The 18,575-nt window shown below is 54.8% G+C and carries 16 protein-coding genes and 6 pseudogenes; 14 read left to right on the top strand and 8 right to left on the bottom strand.

Annotation, left to right across the window (positions count from 1 at the left end; genetic code table 11):
- The 4 genes and pseudogenes from QZ506_RS06605 to QZ506_RS06590 all read right to left on the bottom strand — a co-directional run.
- A pseudogene (locus QZ506_RS06605) lies at positions 1 to 258 on the bottom strand (transposase); the annotation flags it as partial.
- A 164-nt stretch (positions 259 to 422) separates the two neighbouring features.
- A pseudogene (locus QZ506_RS06600) lies at positions 423 to 1,464 on the bottom strand (sodium:solute symporter family protein); the annotation flags it as partial.
- A gap of 67 nt (positions 1,465 to 1,531) precedes the next feature.
- Positions 1,532 to 2,329: pseudogene (locus QZ506_RS06595) on the bottom strand (dihydrodipicolinate synthase family protein).
- A 50-nt stretch (positions 2,330 to 2,379) separates the two neighbouring features.
- Entirely contained in the window at positions 2,380 to 3,477 is a 1,098-nt protein-coding gene (locus tag QZ506_RS06590; protein ID WP_291969938.1) for an iron-containing alcohol dehydrogenase, read from the bottom strand.
- A gap of 314 nt (positions 3,478 to 3,791) precedes the next feature.
- Between QZ506_RS06590 and QZ506_RS06585 the strand changes: the two genes are divergently transcribed.
- From QZ506_RS06585 to QZ506_RS06575, 3 genes are read left to right on the top strand one after another with little or no spacing between them, the layout of a single operon-like run.
- On the top strand, positions 3,792 to 5,045 hold the full coding sequence (locus tag QZ506_RS06585) for a four-carbon acid sugar kinase family protein (protein ID WP_291969932.1): 1,254 nt from the start codon (positions 3,792 to 3,794) through the stop codon (positions 5,043 to 5,045).
- The gene (locus QZ506_RS06580) at positions 5,042 to 6,022 is read left to right on the top strand and encodes a D-threonate 4-phosphate dehydrogenase (protein ID WP_291969929.1); all 981 of its coding nucleotides are present in this window, start codon (positions 5,042 to 5,044) and stop codon (positions 6,020 to 6,022) included. The genes QZ506_RS06585 and QZ506_RS06580 overlap by 4 nt, the downstream gene beginning before the upstream one ends.
- A 20-nt stretch (positions 6,023 to 6,042) precedes the next feature.
- Entirely contained in the window at positions 6,043 to 6,858 is an 816-nt protein-coding gene (locus QZ506_RS06575) for a DeoR/GlpR family DNA-binding transcription regulator (protein WP_291969926.1), read from the top strand.
- Between the two features lie 33 nt (positions 6,859 to 6,891).
- On the opposite strand, the gene QZ506_RS06570 is transcribed toward QZ506_RS06575, so the two are convergent.
- On the bottom strand, positions 6,892 to 8,466 hold the full coding sequence (locus tag QZ506_RS06570) for an EAL domain-containing protein (protein WP_291969923.1): 1,575 nt from the start codon (positions 8,464 to 8,466) through the stop codon (positions 6,892 to 6,894).
- Positions 8,467 to 8,922: 456 nt separating this feature from the next.
- Here QZ506_RS06570 and QZ506_RS06565 point away from each other — a divergent pair.
- Positions 8,923 to 10,254: pseudogene (locus tag QZ506_RS06565) on the top strand (D-serine ammonia-lyase).
- A 21-nt stretch (positions 10,255 to 10,275) separates the two neighbouring features.
- Here the strand turns inward: QZ506_RS06565 and QZ506_RS06560 are convergent.
- From QZ506_RS06560 to QZ506_RS06550, 3 genes are read right to left on the bottom strand one after another with little or no spacing between them, the layout of a single operon-like run.
- A complete protein-coding gene (locus QZ506_RS06560) occupies positions 10,276 to 11,154 on the bottom strand; it encodes a metal ABC transporter substrate-binding protein (RefSeq protein WP_291969921.1) in 879 nt (292 codons plus the stop codon).
- A gap of 30 nt (positions 11,155 to 11,184) precedes the next feature.
- A complete protein-coding gene (locus QZ506_RS06555; protein WP_291969920.1) occupies positions 11,185 to 12,036 on the bottom strand; it encodes a metal ABC transporter permease in 852 nt (283 codons plus the stop codon).
- Positions 12,033 to 12,851 carry a metal ABC transporter ATP-binding protein gene (locus QZ506_RS06550; RefSeq protein ID WP_367272980.1) on the bottom strand — a complete coding sequence of 273 codons (819 nt, stop codon included), beginning with the start codon at positions 12,849 to 12,851 and terminating at the stop codon, positions 12,033 to 12,035. Before QZ506_RS06550 ends, QZ506_RS06555 begins: the two co-directional genes overlap by 4 nt.
- Positions 12,852 to 13,088: 237 nt before the next feature.
- On the opposite strand from QZ506_RS06550, the gene QZ506_RS06545 reads away from it, so the two are divergent.
- From QZ506_RS06545 to QZ506_RS06505, 10 genes and pseudogenes are all read left to right on the top strand, one after another.
- Positions 13,089 to 14,135, top strand: coding sequence for a LacI family DNA-binding transcriptional regulator (locus tag QZ506_RS06545; protein WP_291969918.1), 1,047 nt, complete (start codon positions 13,089 to 13,091; stop codon positions 14,133 to 14,135).
- Between the two features lie 98 nt (positions 14,136 to 14,233).
- A complete protein-coding gene (locus QZ506_RS21505; protein WP_367272979.1) occupies positions 14,234 to 14,461 on the top strand; it encodes a hypothetical protein in 228 nt (75 codons plus the stop codon).
- The gene (locus QZ506_RS21500; RefSeq protein ID WP_367272978.1) at positions 14,421 to 14,663 is read left to right on the top strand and encodes a hypothetical protein; all 243 of its coding nucleotides are present in this window, start codon (positions 14,421 to 14,423) and stop codon (positions 14,661 to 14,663) included. The genes QZ506_RS21505 and QZ506_RS21500 overlap by 41 nt, the downstream gene beginning before the upstream one ends.
- A complete protein-coding gene (locus QZ506_RS06535; RefSeq protein WP_291969914.1) occupies positions 14,660 to 15,004 on the top strand; it encodes a GPW/gp25 family protein in 345 nt (114 codons plus the stop codon). Before QZ506_RS21500 ends, QZ506_RS06535 begins: the two co-directional genes overlap by 4 nt.
- A 2-nt stretch (positions 15,005 to 15,006) precedes the next feature.
- Positions 15,007 to 15,885, top strand: coding sequence for a baseplate J/gp47 family protein (locus QZ506_RS06530; protein ID WP_291969912.1), 879 nt, complete (start codon positions 15,007 to 15,009; stop codon positions 15,883 to 15,885).
- Positions 15,878 to 16,441, top strand: a pseudogene (locus QZ506_RS06525) (phage tail protein I). The gene QZ506_RS06530 and the pseudogene QZ506_RS06525 overlap by 8 nt, the downstream one beginning before the upstream one ends.
- Before the next feature lie 98 nt (positions 16,442 to 16,539).
- A pseudogene (locus QZ506_RS06520) lies at positions 16,540 to 17,136 on the top strand (phage tail protein); the annotation flags it as partial.
- Between the two features lie 141 nt (positions 17,137 to 17,277).
- Positions 17,278 to 17,532: a hypothetical protein gene (locus QZ506_RS06515; RefSeq protein ID WP_291969935.1), complete on the top strand. Its 255-nt coding sequence runs from the start codon at positions 17,278 to 17,280 to the stop codon at positions 17,530 to 17,532.
- A gap of 3 nt (positions 17,533 to 17,535) precedes the next feature.
- Entirely contained in the window at positions 17,536 to 18,027 is a 492-nt protein-coding gene (locus QZ506_RS06510) for a phage tail protein (protein WP_367272981.1), read from the top strand.
- Positions 18,027 to 18,455, top strand: a complete 429-nt coding sequence (locus QZ506_RS06505) for a tail fiber assembly protein (protein WP_367272977.1) — start codon at positions 18,027 to 18,029, stop codon at positions 18,453 to 18,455. Before QZ506_RS06510 ends, QZ506_RS06505 begins: the two co-directional genes overlap by 1 nt.
- Positions 18,456 to 18,575: the final 120 nt, after the last annotated feature.

Here is an 18,575-nt window from a genome sequence, read left to right as displayed (position 1 = left end):
GCTCAGATTCAGCGCACCCAGTATATTCAGACGGGTTCGACTTCCCGTTGTTTTAACTGACTTTTTATGCCCTTTTCGTATCCATCCATAACTGAGCTTTGTGGCTTGTGTCGGATGAACCGCATCGATAAACAGAATCGGATCATTGCCGGCTGTTTTCTTTAAATTCTCATAATATTCAATGAACTGCTTCTGATTTTCTTCACTGAATTTATGGGGTACGTCCGCCGGTTTTTTGTAGGAGAAACCGGCTTTGTTGAATAAATAGATTTTATGCTGGCAGCCCAGTGAAACGACGGATCCTCGCAACGTAAAATCATGCAGTTAGGCCTCATGAGAAAAGTGTACACCTGAGATGAGAAGCATTTTCAACCAAAACTGGCATGGAAAAACAGCATGATTACCTATTATTCAACAAAGCCCTCTTTTTCCGGCGTCGGGTTGTAGTACGGTACGTAGAAGTCTTTTATGATCAGAGATTCAATCGCCAGTGCCACGGTACTCACGCTGATAAAGATGGACGCCACCAGCGAGGTAGTAACCAGACCAGCCACCCACGGATTCATGTCTTGCAGGAACACCGGCAGTGCATAAAGGCTCTTGATTTCCGGGTGAACAAACTTCGCGGCCACACCGATCACAGCGATAGCCAGTGCAATCGGCATACAGAACAGGAAGGCAATCTAGGTAGCGCGTTTGGCGGATGCCGCATCTTTGGTCGCGGAAATCGCCTGAATCACGAACTGGGTACAGAAAATCGAGCCGATCGTACCGATTAACCAAGCGAAGATAGTACTCGCGCCGATGTTGCCATCCTAGGTCCAGTAGAACTCAGGCATCTGCTGAACCATCGGGGTAATACCGCCGGTCATTTTCAGGGCCACGTACAGGATGATCATCACACCGATGTACTTCACGCCGCTGTGGATCAGGGTGACATACGCCACGCCTTTCAACCCACCGAAGTAGAAGTAGAAAGTACTGACGATCGCCGTGATCAAGGCTGCCACTGGCAGAGATATTTTCAATGCGGTGGAGATAGCCGCCGCACCGCTGACGTAGTTACCAACGTTTACCAGCAGCAGGGCATAGATCATGATGATCGAAATGATGTTTTTGGTGTAAGTACCGTACTTCTCGGCGATCGCACCGGAAATGGTGACTTTACCGGTGTTGTAGATCTTCTTCACCAGGATCATGTCGAACAGCAGGAAGCCGATAGCGGACCAGGAAGCGGCGATGCCACTTTCAAATGCGGACTGCGCCGTACCAACCGTGGATTTTGCGCCGATAAACTCGGTTATCAGCAAAATACAGACGATAAACGCAGGCAGCGCGCGAGCCTTCCATAAATTCGGAGCTGGATTTACTGCGTAATTTCAGCGTCAGCCAAGAAGTGAACGCGATATAGAACACTATCATCCTTATGATGATGAGGGTATCTGTCAGATCAAAATGGTTCATATCTTTCGACCTATCGTTGTCGTTGTTGTCGCAGGGTGGTTGTTATCAAACAGGGTAATAAACGTTGTTATGCAAATGCGCTGACGATACGACGGATAGCCGCTTCATCCTGTTCGGAGAACTGGATGGGGTAACGACTTACGCCAACGTCATGGCCCATTAACGTCAGTGCCTTCTTCACCGCAGCAGGTGAGAACGCAATGGCGTACAGCGTTTTTCTCAGCTCGCTAACCTGTTCCTGTGCCTGACGTGAACCGTCGATATCACCGGCGTGGAAACGGTGCCAGATTTGGATGATCGGTTCCGGCGCCACGTTAGCCAGCCCGGAAATACACGCGGATCAGCCTTCGACGAAGCCCTGATGAATCAATGAGTCCGGCCCGTTGAGCACGTCAAAGTTTGGGATATCTTTAGCGGCTTGCAGGAAGCCATTCAGGCTTTCATAGCTGCCTGCACTGTCCTTGATGCCGATGATGTTGGGATGATCGGCGAGAATGCGCACGGTTTCCGGCGTAAGCGTATTACCGGTACGTGCAGGAATGTTGTATAGGAACACCGGAACCGTTAACGCATCCGCCACCGCACAGTAGTGGGCGATCAGTTCTTCTTGTTTCAGCGGAATAAAATAGGGAGTAATAACCGAAACAGCATCGACACCTAGCGCGGCGATACGCTTGCCGAGCTTGATGGTTTCACGCGTAGAGATTTCACCTATATGGCCTACCACCGGCACCTTACCTGCCACTTCATCCACGCAGGTTTCGGTCACCGCGACTTTTTCATCGGTGTGTAGTACGAAGAATTCACCCTGACCGTCAAAGGGCGTGACGATTGCGGTCAACACGCCGGTAATACGTTTGCTCATTGTTTTTCCTCGTTACTGCGTAATCAAAAAAAGAACACCAAGTCTGTGAATCAGAACAGCGTCAGATAAATATCGCGCACGTCGTCCGCCTTCACCGTGGTGGGCATGTTTTTCATAACACGCTGAACCTGCAAAGCCCCTTCTACCAGATCGGGCAAATGCGTTTTTTCGATACCTAATTGTTGCAGTGAGCTGGGCAGCGCTAGGCGATGTACCAGATCGGTGAAATAGGTGACCAGCGCGTGAGATTTCTCTGCGACGGAGAGCGACAGGTTGGCGTCGGGCAGCAGGTCATAGACCTGTGCGAATTTTTCTTCCGCCGCTGGGCGCACAAAGCGCATGCAAGGTGCCCGCAAAATGGCATTCGCCACGCCGTGGGGAATGTGATACTTGCCGCAGAGCGGGTAAGACATGGCGTGCACCAGATATGTGCCCGCGTGGGCAATCGCGGCACAGCCGTAGTAGGAAGCCCACAGCATGTTCAGTCGCGCTTCCAGATTCTCGGGTTCACGGATGGACAGTTCGATATTGGCAAACAGCTTTTTCAAACCGATCAGTGCGTAGTTATCGCCCACTGGGTTGGAGATGGTCGCGGTGAAGCATTCGATCATGTGGCGCAGTGCATCGATACCGGTGGAAGCCGCAATGTGGGACGGCATGCTGGTGGTCAGTTCCGGCACCAGGGCGACATAGTCCGGCGGCATTAACGGTGTGATGATACCCACCTTGGTGGCTTTCTCTGGGATCGCCAGAATGGCGTTTGGCGCGGCTTCGGAGCCAGTGCCCGCTGTCTTCGGGATCAATAAGGAAGCGGTGCGGTGCGTCGGTTTTTCACCAGACAGCAAGGTGTCAAGAGAGACTGCGTCATCGCCGACACACAGCAGGGACAGCAGCTTGGCCACGTCCAATACTCTGCCGCCGCCTACGCCAATCACTAGCTCAGTGCGCGCATTGTGCAACGCTTCCAGAATATGAGCGACATCGTGCTGACTCGGCTCCGGCGGCACATTATCAATCAGGGTGATGGCTGGCACGTACGCTTTGACCTTGTTAAGCAGGGCCTGTACGCCGAACTGCTGCACGATATTGTGATCAGTCACTAATAGAACGTGCTGGCGTGAGGTTAGCCGGTAGCGGATATCGTTAATGGCCTAGCTGCCGCTGATGATAGTGCTATTGATGTTCATGGCGCTCCTTTACAGTGTTCACGCAGTGAAAGTGATTTTTATCAATCAATACGTGCTTAAAGATCTTGTAATGACGTAATTACGTCATTTTGTGGCGTAATTTATAGGCTATATTGCTTTTAAATAATTTTATGTTGATCATGTATAATCAAATGTGTTTCAATGTAATCATTATCAGGTAATCGACACACCATCGTCGTTATGCCGTTATCGATAAATAAGGGGTGGGTATGCCACAGCGGCAAGATGTCGGCCTGGAATTTACAGCTCACTAGGTGTTGGTCGTCGCGGATGATTTCACCGGCGCTAACGATGCCGGGGTTGGACTGGCGCTTCAGCAGGCACAGGTCAATGTGATTCTGGAGTTGGATGCATTGACGACGGGAACCTTACATGAGGTGACGGTTATCAATACCGACAGCCGGCCGCAGGATGCACAAGACGCTGCGCTGCACGTGGTGTACGCCGTAACCCGCTGGCGCGAAGCGGGCGGCAGTGGACGGGTATTCAAGAAGATTGACTCTACGCTGCGTGGCAACCTTGGCGCAGAGATCGCGGCGGCCTTGACGGCCAGCGGCGTTGAAATGGCGTTGATTGCCCCCGCTGTTCCTGCGCTTGGGCGCATCACGCGTGAGGGGAAAGTGTGGGTCAATGGGACATTGCTGACCGAAACCGAATTTGCCAGCGATCCGAAAACGCCGGTACGCAGTGCAGAGATTGCCGAACGTATCGCTGAGCAAAGTGCATTGACCACGGCCACATTAAGTGTGAGTGAAAATAATCATTTTGCTCTCGCCGCGAAGCTGCTGCATTTGCGCGAGGCCGGTATCAAAGGCGTGATTATTGACGCTGAGACGCCACAGACTTTGGCTCTGATCGTAGCGGCTGCGCATACGCTGCCGGTTAAACCGCTGTTGGTTGGTGCAGCTGGCCTCAGTGATGCGCTGGCTCAGGCCCTGCGTTTCACGCCGCCACCACGCCCCGCGTTGCTGGCGGTGGTGGGTTCGATGAGGGAAATGACGCAAAAACAGATCGCTGCGGTGAGCGCACTGTCGCAGGTGACGCTGCTTGATGTGGATATTCGTCCTTTGCTTACGCCAGCGGGAACTTCATTGGCGCAAGACACCGCGCGCGCCGCTGTAGCCGCGCTGCTGGCGGGCAGACATTGTCTGATTCGTACCTGCCGTGATGAGCAACAGCGCCACGAAATTGCGCAGCTATGCCAACAGCACGGCCTCAGTCGCCGGCAATTGTGCGAACGGATCAGTGATTTTCTGGGAGAAATGGCCCGTTGCACGGTGACGTTGTGCCGTCCGGCAGGGCTCTATCTCTCCGGTGGCGACGTGGCGATTGCCGTGGCAGCTGCGCTCGGTGCTACCTGGTTTCATATCAAAGGACAGCTTGCGTCCTGTGTACCTTGGGGACGCTTCATCGACAGCATCGTCGGCGATATCCCTGTCATGACTAAAGCAGGCGGCTTCGGTGATGAAGCCACCTTGCATCACGTTTTACGCTTTATTGAGGAGTGAGTAAAATTATTGCAATAACCATGGGTGACCCGGCGGGTATCGGTCCAGAGGTTATTATTAAATCTCTGGCAGAAGGGGAATTGTCTGGCGCATCTGCCGTGGTAGTGGGTTGCGTACAAACGCTGCGTCGTATCCTCGCGCTGAACATTGTGCCGCAGGTTGAGCTGAATGTGATTGATGAACCGGCTCAGGTGCGCTTTTCCCCCTGCATTATTAATATCATTGATGAGCCGCTGGCCGACCCACAAACGCTCATCCCGTGCGTGGTGCAGGTCCAGGCAGGGGATCTGGCCTACCGCTGCATTAAAAAGGTCACAGCTTTGGCGATGGCAGGGGAGGTTCAGGCGATTGCGACGGCGCCGTTGAACAAGGAAGCAATGCACTCTGCGGGTCACATCTACCCTGGGCATACCGAACTGCTGGCGAAGCTGACCAACAGCCGGGATTACGCCATGGTGCTGTATACCGAAAAACTAAAAGTCATTCATGTGACAACGCACATTGCATTGCGCAAATTCCTGGATACCCTAAACCGCGACCGTGTAGAAACCGTAACCGGTATGGCGGATACCTTCCTGAAACGTGTGGGCTATACCAAACAGCGTATCGCTGTCGCTGGGGTTAACCCGCATGCAGGCGAGAACTGCTTGTTCGGCGATGAAGAAATCACCATTGTCAGCCCTTCCGTTGAAGCGATGAAGGCAAAAGGATTAGATGTCTACGGTCCTTGTGCGCCGGATACCGTCTATCTGCAAGCCTGTGAAGGGCAATATGACATGGTGGTGGCGATGTATCACGATCAAGGCCATATTCCGCTTAAGCTGTTGGGCTTTTATGATGGGGTGAATTTAACCGCAGGCTTGCCGTTTATTCGCACCTCTGCCGATCACGGTACGGCATTTGATATCGCCTGGACAGGTAAAGCGAAGTCTGAGAGCATTGCTATCTCGATTCAACTCGCCATGCAGCTTGCCTGACAGGGGAGGGGATTCAAATCATGGACATCGTTGTGGGGCAAACAGTGAGTGATGCTTTCCGCGTTAGCGGAGATAGAGTAAAAGGGCAGAGCCGTCTCGATCAGATTATGGATTATTTGAAAAGCCATAATCTGGTGACGGTAGACGAATTGGTTGCCGTGATCGACGCCTCACCGGCGACGATCCGCCGCGATCTCATCAAGCTTGATGAACAGGGCGTGATCAGCCGCAGCCATGGCGGCGTCACGCTCAACCGTTTTATTCCCTCGCAGCCGACCACCAATGAGAAGCTGCATCGCAATCTGGCAGAAAAGCAGGCGATTGCCCGCTACGCGGCGTCACTGGTGCAACCGGACGATGCCGTGGTGCTGGATGCGGGCACCACCATGCTCGAACTGGCGCGTAACCTGACGCACCTGCCGCTGCGTGTGATTACGGCAGATTTGCAGATTGCGCTGTTCTTGTCAGAAGTTAAACAGATCGAAGTGACCATTATCGGTGGCCGCATTGATGACAGCAGCCAGTCTTGCATTGGCGGGCATGGTCGCCGCCTGTTGCGCAGCATTTACCCGGATATTGCCTTTATCAGTTGCAACTCATGGAGTATGGAAAAAGGCATCACAACGCCAACCGAAGAGAAAGCCGGGGTGAAACAGGATCTGGGCATGAATTCCAGCCGCCGTGTGCTGCTGGCCGACAGCAGCAAGTACGGCGCCTATTCGTTGTTTTGCGTTACGCCGCTCACGGCACTGACTGACATCGTTACCGACAGCGCGCTGGCACCGGAGACGCAGCAACTGCTGCACGCGCAGCCGGTGCAACTGCATTTGGTGTAACGTCTTGTGCCGCTTTGCATCACGCGGCTCAGGTTATGATTCAATGGGCGGGCAGCGATAATGCTCAGGTTCGACAAACTGATCAATGCTCGCCGGTCGGCCAAAATACCACCCTTGCACAATTGCATTCGGGCAGTGTCGCGCCACATAAGCGGCCTGTTCCTGCGTTTCCACCCCTTCCACCACGATGCTGGCATCCAGTTTTTGTACCAAAGAGAACAGCACATCGGTGAAGGCGGCATTGACGGAATCTGTGCCGATCGCGCCGACAAAAATCTTATCTATCTTCACCAGATTGAATGAGAAACGGCTCAGGTAATCCAGGTTTGAATAGCCGGTGCCGAAATCATCCAGCGCGATTTTATGCCCTTGCTGCTGCAACGATTGCAGTGCAACCTCCAGTACCTGCGGTGATGCGGTAGAGCGTTCTGTCAGTTCTAAAATAACACGCTCGCGCATCACACCGTTGCGCTCGCACTCACGCTGCAAAAAGCGGTGGTAGTCGGGAGAGATGATGTCACTTACCGCAAGGTTGATGCTGAGCGTAAAAGACGATGGCTGCGTCAGATAAGGTCGCATGTCCCGAATTGCACAGCGGGTGATGGCTCGGGTTAGCTCATCGATCATGCCGTTTTCTTCGGCGATGCGCACAAACACCTCTGGCGAAATTTCCTCACCCGCGCCGTTGCGCCAGCGCACCAAGGCTTCAACGCCAATCAGCGAGCGCGTGGTAAGGCTGACCAATGGCTGGTAGTGGGCGCGCAGTTGATCGTTCTTCAGGGCCCGTTCCAGTTGGCAGGGCAGGGAGCGCCGCTTTTCACGGTAAAGCGAGTAACACAGCGTGAAGCTGCCGCCTAATGCTGCCCCCATCAGAATGATGCCCGCTATCACATACCATGGGCGATATATCACTCCCGCGTCCTCAAACTGCGCCAGCACACAGATATCAAAGCTGTTTGAGCAGGTGAAAAAATGGCGTGTACCCAGGGTGAGCCAGCCGTTTTTTAATCTGCTTAAGTCTTCTTTATGAGGAAGTGTCAGGGAACCGAAGGTTTGGTAGGGGTGGTCGAGATTCTTATTGATTAAGGTGGCGCTGTATCCCTGTGGAGGTTGTGAATAGCGGCGAAAAGCAGCAGAAGCGGTGATCGTCGCTACGCCTCCGTTGCTGGCGATATCGGCGGTGATCCTGGGGTCAACCAGCCTTTCCATGGCGGTCCACAGCTGTGTGCCCGTCGATGTCGTCAGATCGGGCGGAAACAGCGGGATAGGGGGATTCAGTCTTCCCCACCCCGCAGAGCAGATCAGATGATCGTTTTCGATGCGTCCCACGTCGCGCAGATTAAGCGCGTAAAAGGACAGCAGGCGTAGTTCGCGCAGGTCGGCATCGGAGCATGGGACATTGCCCAATAACAGTATGCGCTGCATGGTTTCACGACTTTCTTGCGCGATGGCGACCCCTTGCGCTAACACCTCTTGCGCGTAGCTCACCAAGCGCTTTTGTTCTGACTGCGCAATAAAGGATTGACCAATGAACAGCGCCAATACCGCGCTGAGCAGCATGAAAATGATTAATCTGAACCATAATCCGGCATTGTTGGAGGATAGCATCGTTATTATCCAATCAGTGGTAATGAACATAACTCGGCATGTGGATTCAGGTATCGCATCCTTGCCAATCTGGTGAAGTTATCGGCCATGTCTACCGTGGCTTGAGAAAAGGTGTTTCAGTTTGCCGCATGACGCAATGTTTAACCTGTATGTGTTGAACCGGTTGCAAGATAACGCAGTGGGTGGTTGTTATAAGCCACTGAATACCGTCTCTGTACCCTGCCATGCTATCGACGTTGCTGAGAATGATAATTATAAATGCCGATTATCAATCAGGGTAATTTTTTAATTAATATAACTTACTTGAAGTGTTAGGTTTTTTATACAGATATCCGTATCGACATTGCGCGTCGGTACGTTTTTTGGCCTCTTGGGGGGGATGCTGATGCAGGTGATCACAGTTGGGATTCGGCGTATGGTTGGCGAAGCATTGGGCGAAAGGGAGACAGGGAAACAATGGTTGATATTCACATCAAAACGCTGATTGAGCGCGATCCGCTCATGGCATGCCTGGTTGCGCTGCGTGACGTGACCTGGTTTAACCCGGAGAGCACCACGCTTGCCGAGGGATTGTCCTACGTCGGGCTTGGGCTCGCGGATGTGCAGGCGGCGGATGCGCACTTACGCCGTTTTGCTCCCTATCTCCGCCAGGTTTTTCCCGCGTTGGCGGCGAGTGAAGGCATTATTGAGTCCGATATGGTTGACATCGCCGCGATGCAAGCCGCGCTGGATGCACGATAAGGCAGGGCATTGCCTGGAAAACTGTGGCTGAAAAAAGATAGCCACTTGCCGATTTCCGGCTCGATAAAGGCGCGCGGCGGTATCTATGAAGTGCTGGTACACGCGGAACAATTGGCATTACAGGCGGGATTGATTACCGTCACGGATGATTATCGTCAACTGGCGAACGAAGATGCGCGGCACTTCTTTAGCCAATACCGTATTGCCGTGGGGTCGACCGGCAATCTCGGTATGTCGATCAGAATTATGGGGGCGACCCTGGGCTTCAAGGTTTCGGTACACATGTCGGCGGATGCGCGCCAATGGAAAAAGGACAGATTGCGCGCACACTGCGCTCACGTCGTGGAATATCAACAGGATTACGGCGTCGCCGTTGAACAAGGACGCAAAGCCACACAGGACGACCCCTACTGCTTTTTTATTGATGACGAGAATTCTCGCTCGCTGTTTCTTGGCTATGCGGTTGCCGGCGGTCGGCTCAAAGCACAGTTTGCTGAGCGTGGCATGGTGGTAGACGCTGAACACCCCCTGTTTGTCTACCTGCCGTGCGGCGTGGGCGGTGGGCCGGGCGGGGTGGCGTTCGGTCTGAAATTGGCGTTTGGCGATCACGTGCACTGTATTTTTGCTGAGCCAACGCACTCGCCCTGTATGCTGCTGGGCGTGTACACCGGCTTGCACGACGGGATTGCGGTGCAGGATTTGGGCATCGATAACCTGACGGCGGCCGATGGATTGGCGGTGGGACGTCCATCCGGTTTTGTTGGACGTGCCATGGTGCGGTTGATTGACGGTTATTACACGCTGAGCGATGACGAAATGTATCGCTTGCTGGCGATGCTGGCGCAAACCGAAGCACTCTGTCTGGAGCCCTCGGCGTTGGCTGGAATGGCCGGGCCGTGGCGCGTGGCAGGCAACGCGGAATACCTGTCGCGTTTGTCGTTGTCTGCTTCGGCGATGCAACAGGCAACGCATATGGTGTGGGCGACGGGCGGTGGCATGGTGCCGGACGCGGAGATGCAGAAATATCTGGCGCACGGGGCGAAATAACCCGTGCGCCAGATGCCCCGTTTACTTCATGCTGGCGGCAAGGGTGTCCACATTGTGTTTGAACGCAGCGGTGTAGCTGGCGGCCGGGCCATTGCTGTCAGTTAATGCTTCCGGGTAGAGTTCACCGCCCGGTTGTGCGCCGCTGGCGCTGGCTATCTGTTTCACCAAACGAGGATCCGTCTGGTTCTCGATAAAGTAGCTGACGACCTTCTCTTGTTTGATCTGGCGAATAAGCTCAGCAACCTGTTTGCTGCTGGCCTCCGTTTCCGTTGAATAACCCAGCGGTGCTAGGAAGGTTACGCCATAGGACTGGCTGAAATAGCCAAACGCATTGTGGCTGGTAAGTACTTTGCGTTTTTCTGGCGCAATGGCAGAGAAGGTTTTCTTGGCATAATTATCCAGCGCCTGAAGTTGCTGAATATAGGCTTTTCCCTGCTGACGAAAATAGTCAGCATCCTGCGGTGCCGCGCTGGCTAGCGCATCGATGATATTCTGCGCGTAGATAATCCCATTCGCTGCGCTGTTCCAGGCGTGCGGATCGGTCTGGGTTTTACCCTCTTCTTCCATTGCCAATGTGTGGATGCCCTGCGAGGCGGTCACCACTTTTCCTTGATAACCGGAAGCGGATACCAGACGCGTTAACCAACCCTCTAGGCCTAGTCCGTTAACAACAACCAGATCCGCGCTCGCGAGCGTTTTGCTGTCTTGCGGCGAGGGTTCGAATTCATGGGGATCGCCGTTGGGCTTGACCAAATCGGTGACGACGATGCGATCGCTGCCAATGTGGCTGACCATATCGCCTAAAACGGAAAAGCTAGCGACAACCTGCAACGGCTTCGCCATCGCAAACGTGCTGAATAACAGGCTGGAAAGTGCCAGTGCGATAACAGGATGTTTCATGATGTCCTCATTGATGACATGTGGATGATATTAGCTGCGCAGGCGAAGCATGCCTCCCTCAGCGCCGAAGGCGACCGAGAACGCGAAAAACAGCGTGGAGGTCAGGATGATGGCAGGTCCGGCGGGCAGTGAGGCATAGTAGGACCACAGCAGGCCGATAAAGCTGGAAGCAATGCCTACCAGCACTGAGACCGCCAGCATGACGGGCAAGCGAGCTGTCCAGAAACGGGCGCAGGTCGCGGGTAGCATCATCATGCCGACCGTCATCAGCGTGCCCAGCAGTTGAAACCCTGCCACCAAATTGAGCACCACCAGTGCGAGAAATAACGCGTGGATCAGCGTACGTCCTCGCGGTGAGGCGAGCTGCATAAAGGTGGTATCAAATGATTCGATCACTAGCGCACGATAGAGACATGCAAACAGCAGTATCGAGACCGAACAGATCAGGCCGATATCGATCAACGCACCGTGATCGACCGCCAAAATTGATCCAAACAGCACGTGTAGCAGATCAACGCTGGAGCCGCGCAGTGACACTAACGTCACACCGAGCGCTAGCGAACCCAGATAGAGCCCGGCGAAGCTGGCGTCCTCTTTTAACGCAGTGTTACGACTAACAAAACCGGAAAGCAGCGCCACGATCAGCCCGGCGATAAACCCGCCGGTACCCATTGCCAACAGCGACATGCCGGAGAGCAGATACCCAATGGCGACGCCGGGCAGCACCGCGTGCGATAGCGCATCGCCGATCAAACTCATGCGGCGTAGCAACAAAAAGCAACCCAGCGGCGTGGCACTGAGCGTGAGCGCGATACATCCCACCAGTGCGCGCCGCATAAACCCGAACTCCACCAGCGGTGAAAGGAGATTTGTTGTCATCATACTACCGCCCTGATCCGCGCCTGCGTGCCGTGGTGCGCGGGGTGTGCCGAGGTGAATATATCGTGGGTTGCGCCCCAGCGATGGCCTGCGGCGCTGAGCTGTAGCACCAGCGGAAAATGGCGGTCGACAATGTCATGATCGTGCAGCACCGCCAGAACGGAGCATCCTTGCTCATGACGTTGGTGGATTAAGGCCAGCAGAGCCTGTGTTGTTTCGGCATCAACACCAGTAAACGGTTCATCGAGCAGCAGCACCGGTGCGTCCATCAACAGCAAGCGGGCAAACAGGACGCGCTGTAGCTGGCCTCCCGATAAATGCCTGATAGGACGGGTGGCGAACGCGGACATCGCAACTGCTTCCAATGCGGCATATGCGTTACGCCGCCAGAGACTGTTGAGGCCACCGAACAGGCCGCGTTGCGGCAGGCTGCCCATCAACACCAACTCCATGACGCTCAAAGGAAACTGGCGATCGAACTCCGACAGCTGTGGCAAATAGCCAATGCGCGGTACGGCGTTACCATCGTGCGTCAACGAGCCCGCCAAGGGAGGAATTAGTCCTGCAAGGGTTTTTAACAGCGTCGATTTTCCACTGCCGTTTTCACCGACAATGGCCGTCAGTGAACCCGCGCTGAAGCTGCCGCTCAGCGTGCCAAGCGGTGAAGATGCGGTGTAGCCGAATGTGAGGTTGTGCAGTGCGATCATGGTAGCGATACCGCCCAAGCGACCAGCGCCCATAACAACGCTAACAGCGCCAGCGCAATGCTGATACGCGCCCAGACGGAAAGAGAATAGAAGCTCACTCGCGAGTGCCATACAGAGAGAAATTTGTTATTATGTTATAATATAGCATTTCAAGCGCCAGCAGAAAGACGTAAGAGAATGTGACATGGCGGCTCTGGCCCTTGTCTGCGTGTAAATGTTCTTATGGTTGTTATTGCGTTAACCCTCGACAGTGTAGATATAAGCGATAGGAAAGGGGGCTGATGCATTGAGTGATTTCTTGCTAAAACCGTCTATCGTGAGCCTTGCAAACACAGGGATGAAGGAACAATGGCAACATTAAAGGATATCGCGGAGTGTGCAGGCGTCTCTATCAGTACGGTTTCTCGTGTATTAAATGGTACTGCGCCGATCAGTGCTAAAGTCAAACAGCAGATACTGGCGATTGCCGCTGAACAGGGCTATCCGCTGCATAAATTGGCGAAACCGGTGGCCGAAGCTTTGGATCCCTTGCGCCATGTTCTGTTGGCCGCGCCGCGCAACCTGATGCTGGAAAGTGATTACAATCTGGTTTCCCTGTCATTGATCAATGCGCTCAACACATTGTGCGTACAGCGTAATATCCGACTGCGTCCATTTCCCTCGGAGCATGACGCCATGACGGAAGAGCAAATGAGTGCATCGCTGCAAGGTATGCGGCAGAGTGGCATTGTGATCGTCAATGACGAGAGTATCCCCTTGTTGCAGGCGGTGGTGAAAAGTGGAATACCTGCCGTGCTGATCAACGGTGAAGATCCTTCCATGCGTTTAAACCGCGTTACTCCCGCTAACTATGCCGCCGCAGCCTGTGCCGTTCGTCATCTGATAGAACACGGACATCGGCGAATTCTGCATTTAACCTGGTCGTCTTGCATCACTATTAAGCAGCGGGAACGCGGCTACCGTGATGCCTTGCTGGAGGCAGGAATTGCTGTCGATGAGTCACTGATTCTGGCTTTGCCTGATTTCCACCCCCTCACCGCGCGTGACGCCATGCTGCGCTGGCTTTCCGCACATCCTGACCGCCTTGGTGTGACTGCGATTTTTTGCGCGGCGGACAATCAGGCGGTGGGCGTGGTGGATGCGCTGGCACAGCGTGGTATTCGCGTTCCAGATGATATCTCGTTGGTGGGTATGGATAATATTTTGCCACTGGATATGCTGCCGGTATCACTGACTACGGTGCACATGCCGCTTGATGCGGTTGCGAGAGCCACACTGCAACTATTAACCCAGCAGCTGGTTCCCGCACAGTCGCTGGGGGTGACGCAGCATGTTGAATTGGCCGGACATTTGGTGGTGCGAGAATCGGTAAAGTGCCTCAGCACACTCCCTTGATTGCCTACTAAGATCGTGCGGTGGTGGCCTAGACCAGCGCATCTATTGCCAGACGCAAGCGGGGCAACATCACCGGTATTTCCCGCCATAGAGCATGAATGGGCAAATGTCCGGGTGGCGATCTGTCCGGTGGCTTTGTGCTGCCGGCCGTCTTTTCCGACATCCACCCGGCACCCGCCAGTGCACCGGATGCGGTACACCTGACGTTCCCGGACGGTGCGGTGATGGAATACGATCCTGACGGCGCGCGGCCTCAAAACCGCCCACATTCAGGCCAGCGAATCGGTGGCTGCGGCCACCAGTGTCGTCCTGGTGGCCGCCAGTGAGAATATCGAGTTCGATACGCCGGAGGTCATCTGCACACACCATCTGCGCGCCCGCACGCTCAGTATCACTGAGGGCGGCACGATGCAGGGCACCCTCACCCACATCGGCGGTAGCCTGACCTCCAACGGCGTGACGCTGGACAGCCACCGGCACGGCGGCGTTAAAGGCGGGAGTGACCTGTCAGGGGGACTAGGAGCATGATGTTTCTGGGGATGCACCGCCACACCGGCGAGGCCCTGTCCGACATGGCACATCTGCGCCAGTCGGTGGCCGATATCCTGCAAACCCCCACCGGTAGCCGCGTTATGCGCCGGGACTACTGCTCGACGCTCTTTGCGCTGATTGACCAGCCACAGACGCCGGCATTAAGGCTGCAAATCATGGCCGCTATCTACGGCGCGCTGCTGCGCTGGGAAGATCGCATGACGCTCAGCCAGCTGGCGCTGTCTACCGAGGCCAGCGGAAAAATGACGGTTGACCTGGTGGGACAGCGTACCGATACCGCCGCACCGCTCACCCTGACACTGCCCTTAAGAGGATAACCGTGGCGACCATCGATGTAAGCCAGCTCCCCGCGCCCAACGTCATTGCGTTCCTCGACTTTGAGACGCTGTTTGCCCAACGCAAGGACAGACTGATAGCCCTTTATCCGCCAGATCAGCGCGAGGCCCTGCGGCGCACGCTGCGCTATGAATCCGAGCCGCTGGTCAAGCTGTTGCAGGAAAACACCTACCGCGAACTGTTGCTGCGTCAGCGCATCAATGAGGCCGCGCAGGCGAACATGCTGGCCTACGCCACCGGCACCGACTTGGATCAACTGGGGGCCAACTATAACGTCCAACGCCTAGTCATCACGCATGCGGTGAAAGAAAGTGATCGGGATTTTCGCCTGCGTATCCAGCAGGCGTTTGAAGGATTGAGCGTCGCCGGCCCGAGCGGCGCTTACCAGTTCCATGGTCGCAGTGCCAATGGCCGCGTCGCAGATATCTCTGTTATCAGTCCATCGCCTGCCTGCATCACCGTCTCTGTGCTTTCCCGCGAGGGTGACGGCACCGCCAGCGCCGCGCTGATAGAGAAAGTCGTCGCCGCCCTGAATGCCGACGCCGTGCGCCCGATTGCCGACAGGGTCACGGTACAATCCGCGCGCATCGTGCCCTATGAGGTGGAGGCTGTCCTCCACCTGTTACCGGGACCGGAAGCCCGTCCCATCCGCCAGGCGGCAGAGCAACGGCTTGACGCCTACGCACACGACCAGCATCGGTTGGGGCGGGATATCCGGCTGTCCGCCCTCTATGCCGCCCTGCATGTGGAAGGCGTACAGAGGGTGGTACTCAAACGCCCCGAGGCGGATATCGTGCTGGACGCCACCCATGCGTCATACTGCCAACGCCATACGCTGACCCCCGGAGGCAGTGATGCATGACGGTCGTTTACTGCCAACAGGCTCTACCCCGCTCGAAGTGGCGGCGGCCGCAGAGTGCGCCCAGCTGGCACAGCTGCCCGTCCCGCTGCGTCAGCTGCTCAACCCGCAAACCTGCCCGGTGAATTTGCTGCCGTATCTGGCGTGGGCCTTTTCCGTTGACCGCTGGGATGAGCGCTGGCCGGATGCTGTCAAGCGTCAGGTTATTGCCAGCAGTCATTTTATTCATCGCCACAAGGGGACTATCAGCGCCTTACGGCGCGTGGTAGAGCTGCTGTGCTACCTGATCGAGGTGCACGAATGGTGGCAATTGAACGAAACTCCCGGCACGTTCCGCCTGATTATCGGTGTGCTGGAAAATGGCATTACCGAAGAGATGTACTAGGAGCTGGAGCGCCTGATTGCCGATGCCAAATCGGTCAGCCGTCATCTTGTCGGGCTGTCCATCGATCTCGACGTTAACGGCACGCTGCAGGTCGCCGTCGGCAGCTATGGCGGCGATATCCTGACCGTTTACGCCTATACCCCTGAAACCCTGAGTGTCACCGCGCAGCTCTGAGGCGCGGCAGGCACGCACACCGCTGATACCCTGACCGTGAGCATCCCATCATGAGCATAAAATTTTTTGGCATCCTGAACCACTAGGGTGCGGCCCGGCTGGCGAACGCCGCCGCATTGGGCACCAAGCTTGACCTGAGCACCATGGCAGTGGGTGATGGCGGCTGCAGCCTGCCGTTTCCTGAGCCGACACAAACCGCGCTAAAGGGCGAACGCCGCCGCGCTGCCCTCAATCAACTGAGCATTGACCTGCTTAACGGCAACCAGATCATCGCCGAGCAGGTTATTCCGGAAAATGAAGGCGGATGGTTGATAAGGGAAATTGGACTGTTTGACAAAGACGGCACCCTGATAGCGATAGCCAACTGCCCGGAAAGCTACAAACCACAGATGCAGGAAGGCAGCGGGCGTACCCAGACTATCCGTATGATCCTGATCGTCAACAGCACCGAGGAACTGGCGCTAAAGATTGACCCGTCTATCGTGCTGGCGACGCGGCACTATGTGGATGATGGTGTTATCGAGGTGAAAGCCTATGCCGATGCGCTGATGGCGACACACATCCATCACGCCGATCCACATCCGCAGTATGCGCCCAAGGCTAGCCCGGTTTTCACCGGCACCCCGACGGCACCGACAGCTAAAGTCAATGACAATAGCACCCAGCTTGCAACGACGGCCTTTGTGCAAACGGCACAAAACGCCTGCCTACGCAAAGACGATAATCTGGCGGCGCTAAAAGATAAGGCGAGGTCACGGGAAAATCTGGAGGTTTACAGCCGCAGTGAGGCAGATAACCACTATTTACATAAAACCGGCGGAACGGTCAATGGCAACATGACTTTACAGGGTACTCAAATCTTACTAAGGGGGGATGACCGCAAGCATCTAGTTTTTCATAATCAGGATGGTAGCGTTCGCATGTTGCTCTACAAAGACAAGGGCGGTGATGGCGTTCGGCTAAACAACGGCAATGACGGCGGCGATTATATTTTTCATAAAGATGGCGGTTTTCGTGCCCCTTCTTACCTGTATGCCGGAGCTGCAAGGATAGCCCATGACGGCAATATCTACGGTTCGGTCTGGGGCTGATATCTGAGTGAATGGATCCATAATCACATACTTCAGGGGATACCTGCTGGTATTCCGCTGCCGTTTCCTAGAGCCTTTGTGCCTGAGGTGTTTCTGAAATACAACGGCCAAACCTTTAACAAAACGACCCATCCGGTTTTAGCCGCTCTCTACCCCACCGGCAAGCTACCCAACCTGCGCGGTGAGTTTATTCGTGGCTTTGATGAGGGGCGCGGGGTTGATCCTGGGCGTTCACTTCTCTCGGCGCAGAATGATGCGATGCAACCGATAACAGCAAAATGGGTTATAGACGATCAAGCCGCTGGTGGAAGTATTGATTATCCCCCCTCCGGGGCCTTATACATCGACAGCACCGCGACGGTTAATTACGACGCGGTATCATCACGCGATAGTGGTGGCGCACGCGGGGTGTTTGATTCACCGCGACAAACACGAACCGCTAACGAAACCCGCCCGCGCAACATCGCCTTTAACTACATTGTGAGAGCAGCATAATGAGCAACTATTCAACTGATATTGAAACCGCCAAATTAGGCGAAGACGGGCTAAGCGAAAAAGCAGGCTGGACCACTGTCTATCATGTTGACCAGTCCAAGGGTGAATACCAAAGCGCCAGCATGGAATATCTCATTCTTGGTGTAGGCCTTCCCGCCCACAGTTACCCCGATAAGCCAGAGCTACCACCGGCAGGGAAAGCGCTATGTCGCGCGGCAGATGTAAAGTCGTGGGAGTTTTCACCAGATCATCGCGGACAAACGGTTTACAGCACTGAAACACGGCAGGAACAGACTGTCACCCAATTCGGCGAACTGCCGGATAATGTCACGCAGCTGAAGCCAGAAAGTGTGTTTGATACGTGGGACGGTAAAAAGTGGGTGACAGACTGCATATTCGCATGCGAACGATCATCGATTCGCATCTAAGGTCGATCACGTTTTCGCATCGTATCGATCATCCGGGAACCTGACTTTTTTATCGTTTTAGCCTGTTTCTTCTGCGCTTTCCACTACCGGGCTATTTTTCCTTAATGATTATCCCTTAAG

Origin of the sequence: Candidatus Symbiopectobacterium sp., from assembly GCF_020054415.1 — a bacterium.
Classification (GTDB): Bacteria; Pseudomonadota; Gammaproteobacteria; order Enterobacterales; family Enterobacteriaceae; genus Symbiopectobacterium.
The sequence above is the reverse complement of the archived record's forward strand: the minus strand, read 5'-3'. Positions and strand labels throughout refer to the sequence as shown.

What these genes read in the sequence shown, in the direction of transcription:
- QZ506_RS21505 (WP_367272979.1), top strand. Translation starts at nt 14,234, where the DNA reads ATGGGCAAATGTCCGGGTGGCGATCTGTCCGGTGGCTTTGTGCTGCCG.
- QZ506_RS06550 (WP_367272980.1), bottom strand. Translation starts at nt 12,851, where the DNA reads ATGGCACTCGCGAGTGAGCTTCTATTCTCTTTCCGTCTGGGCGCGTAT.
- QZ506_RS06575 (WP_291969926.1), top strand. Translation starts at nt 6,043, where the DNA reads ATGGACATCGTTGTGGGGCAAACAGTGAGTGATGCTTTCCGCGTTAGC.
- QZ506_RS06545 (WP_291969918.1), top strand. Translation starts at nt 13,089, where the DNA reads ATGGCAACATTAAAGGATATCGCGGAGTGTGCAGGCGTCTCTATCAGT.
- QZ506_RS06515 (WP_291969935.1), top strand. Translation starts at nt 17,278, where the DNA reads ATGACTTTACAGGGTACTCAAATCTTACTAAGGGGGGATGACCGCAAG.
- QZ506_RS06560 (WP_291969921.1), bottom strand. Translation starts at nt 11,154, where the DNA reads ATGAAACATCCTGTTATCGCACTGGCACTTTCCAGCCTGTTATTCAGC.
- QZ506_RS06535 (WP_291969914.1), top strand. Translation starts at nt 14,660, where the DNA reads ATGATGTTTCTGGGGATGCACCGCCACACCGGCGAGGCCCTGTCCGAC.
- QZ506_RS06555 (WP_291969920.1), bottom strand. Translation starts at nt 12,036, where the DNA reads ATGATGACAACAAATCTCCTTTCACCGCTGGTGGAGTTCGGGTTTATG.
- QZ506_RS06570 (WP_291969923.1), bottom strand. Translation starts at nt 8,466, where the DNA reads ATGCTATCCTCCAACAATGCCGGATTATGGTTCAGATTAATCATTTTC.
- QZ506_RS06505 (WP_367272977.1), top strand. Translation starts at nt 18,027, where the DNA reads ATGAGCAACTATTCAACTGATATTGAAACCGCCAAATTAGGCGAAGAC.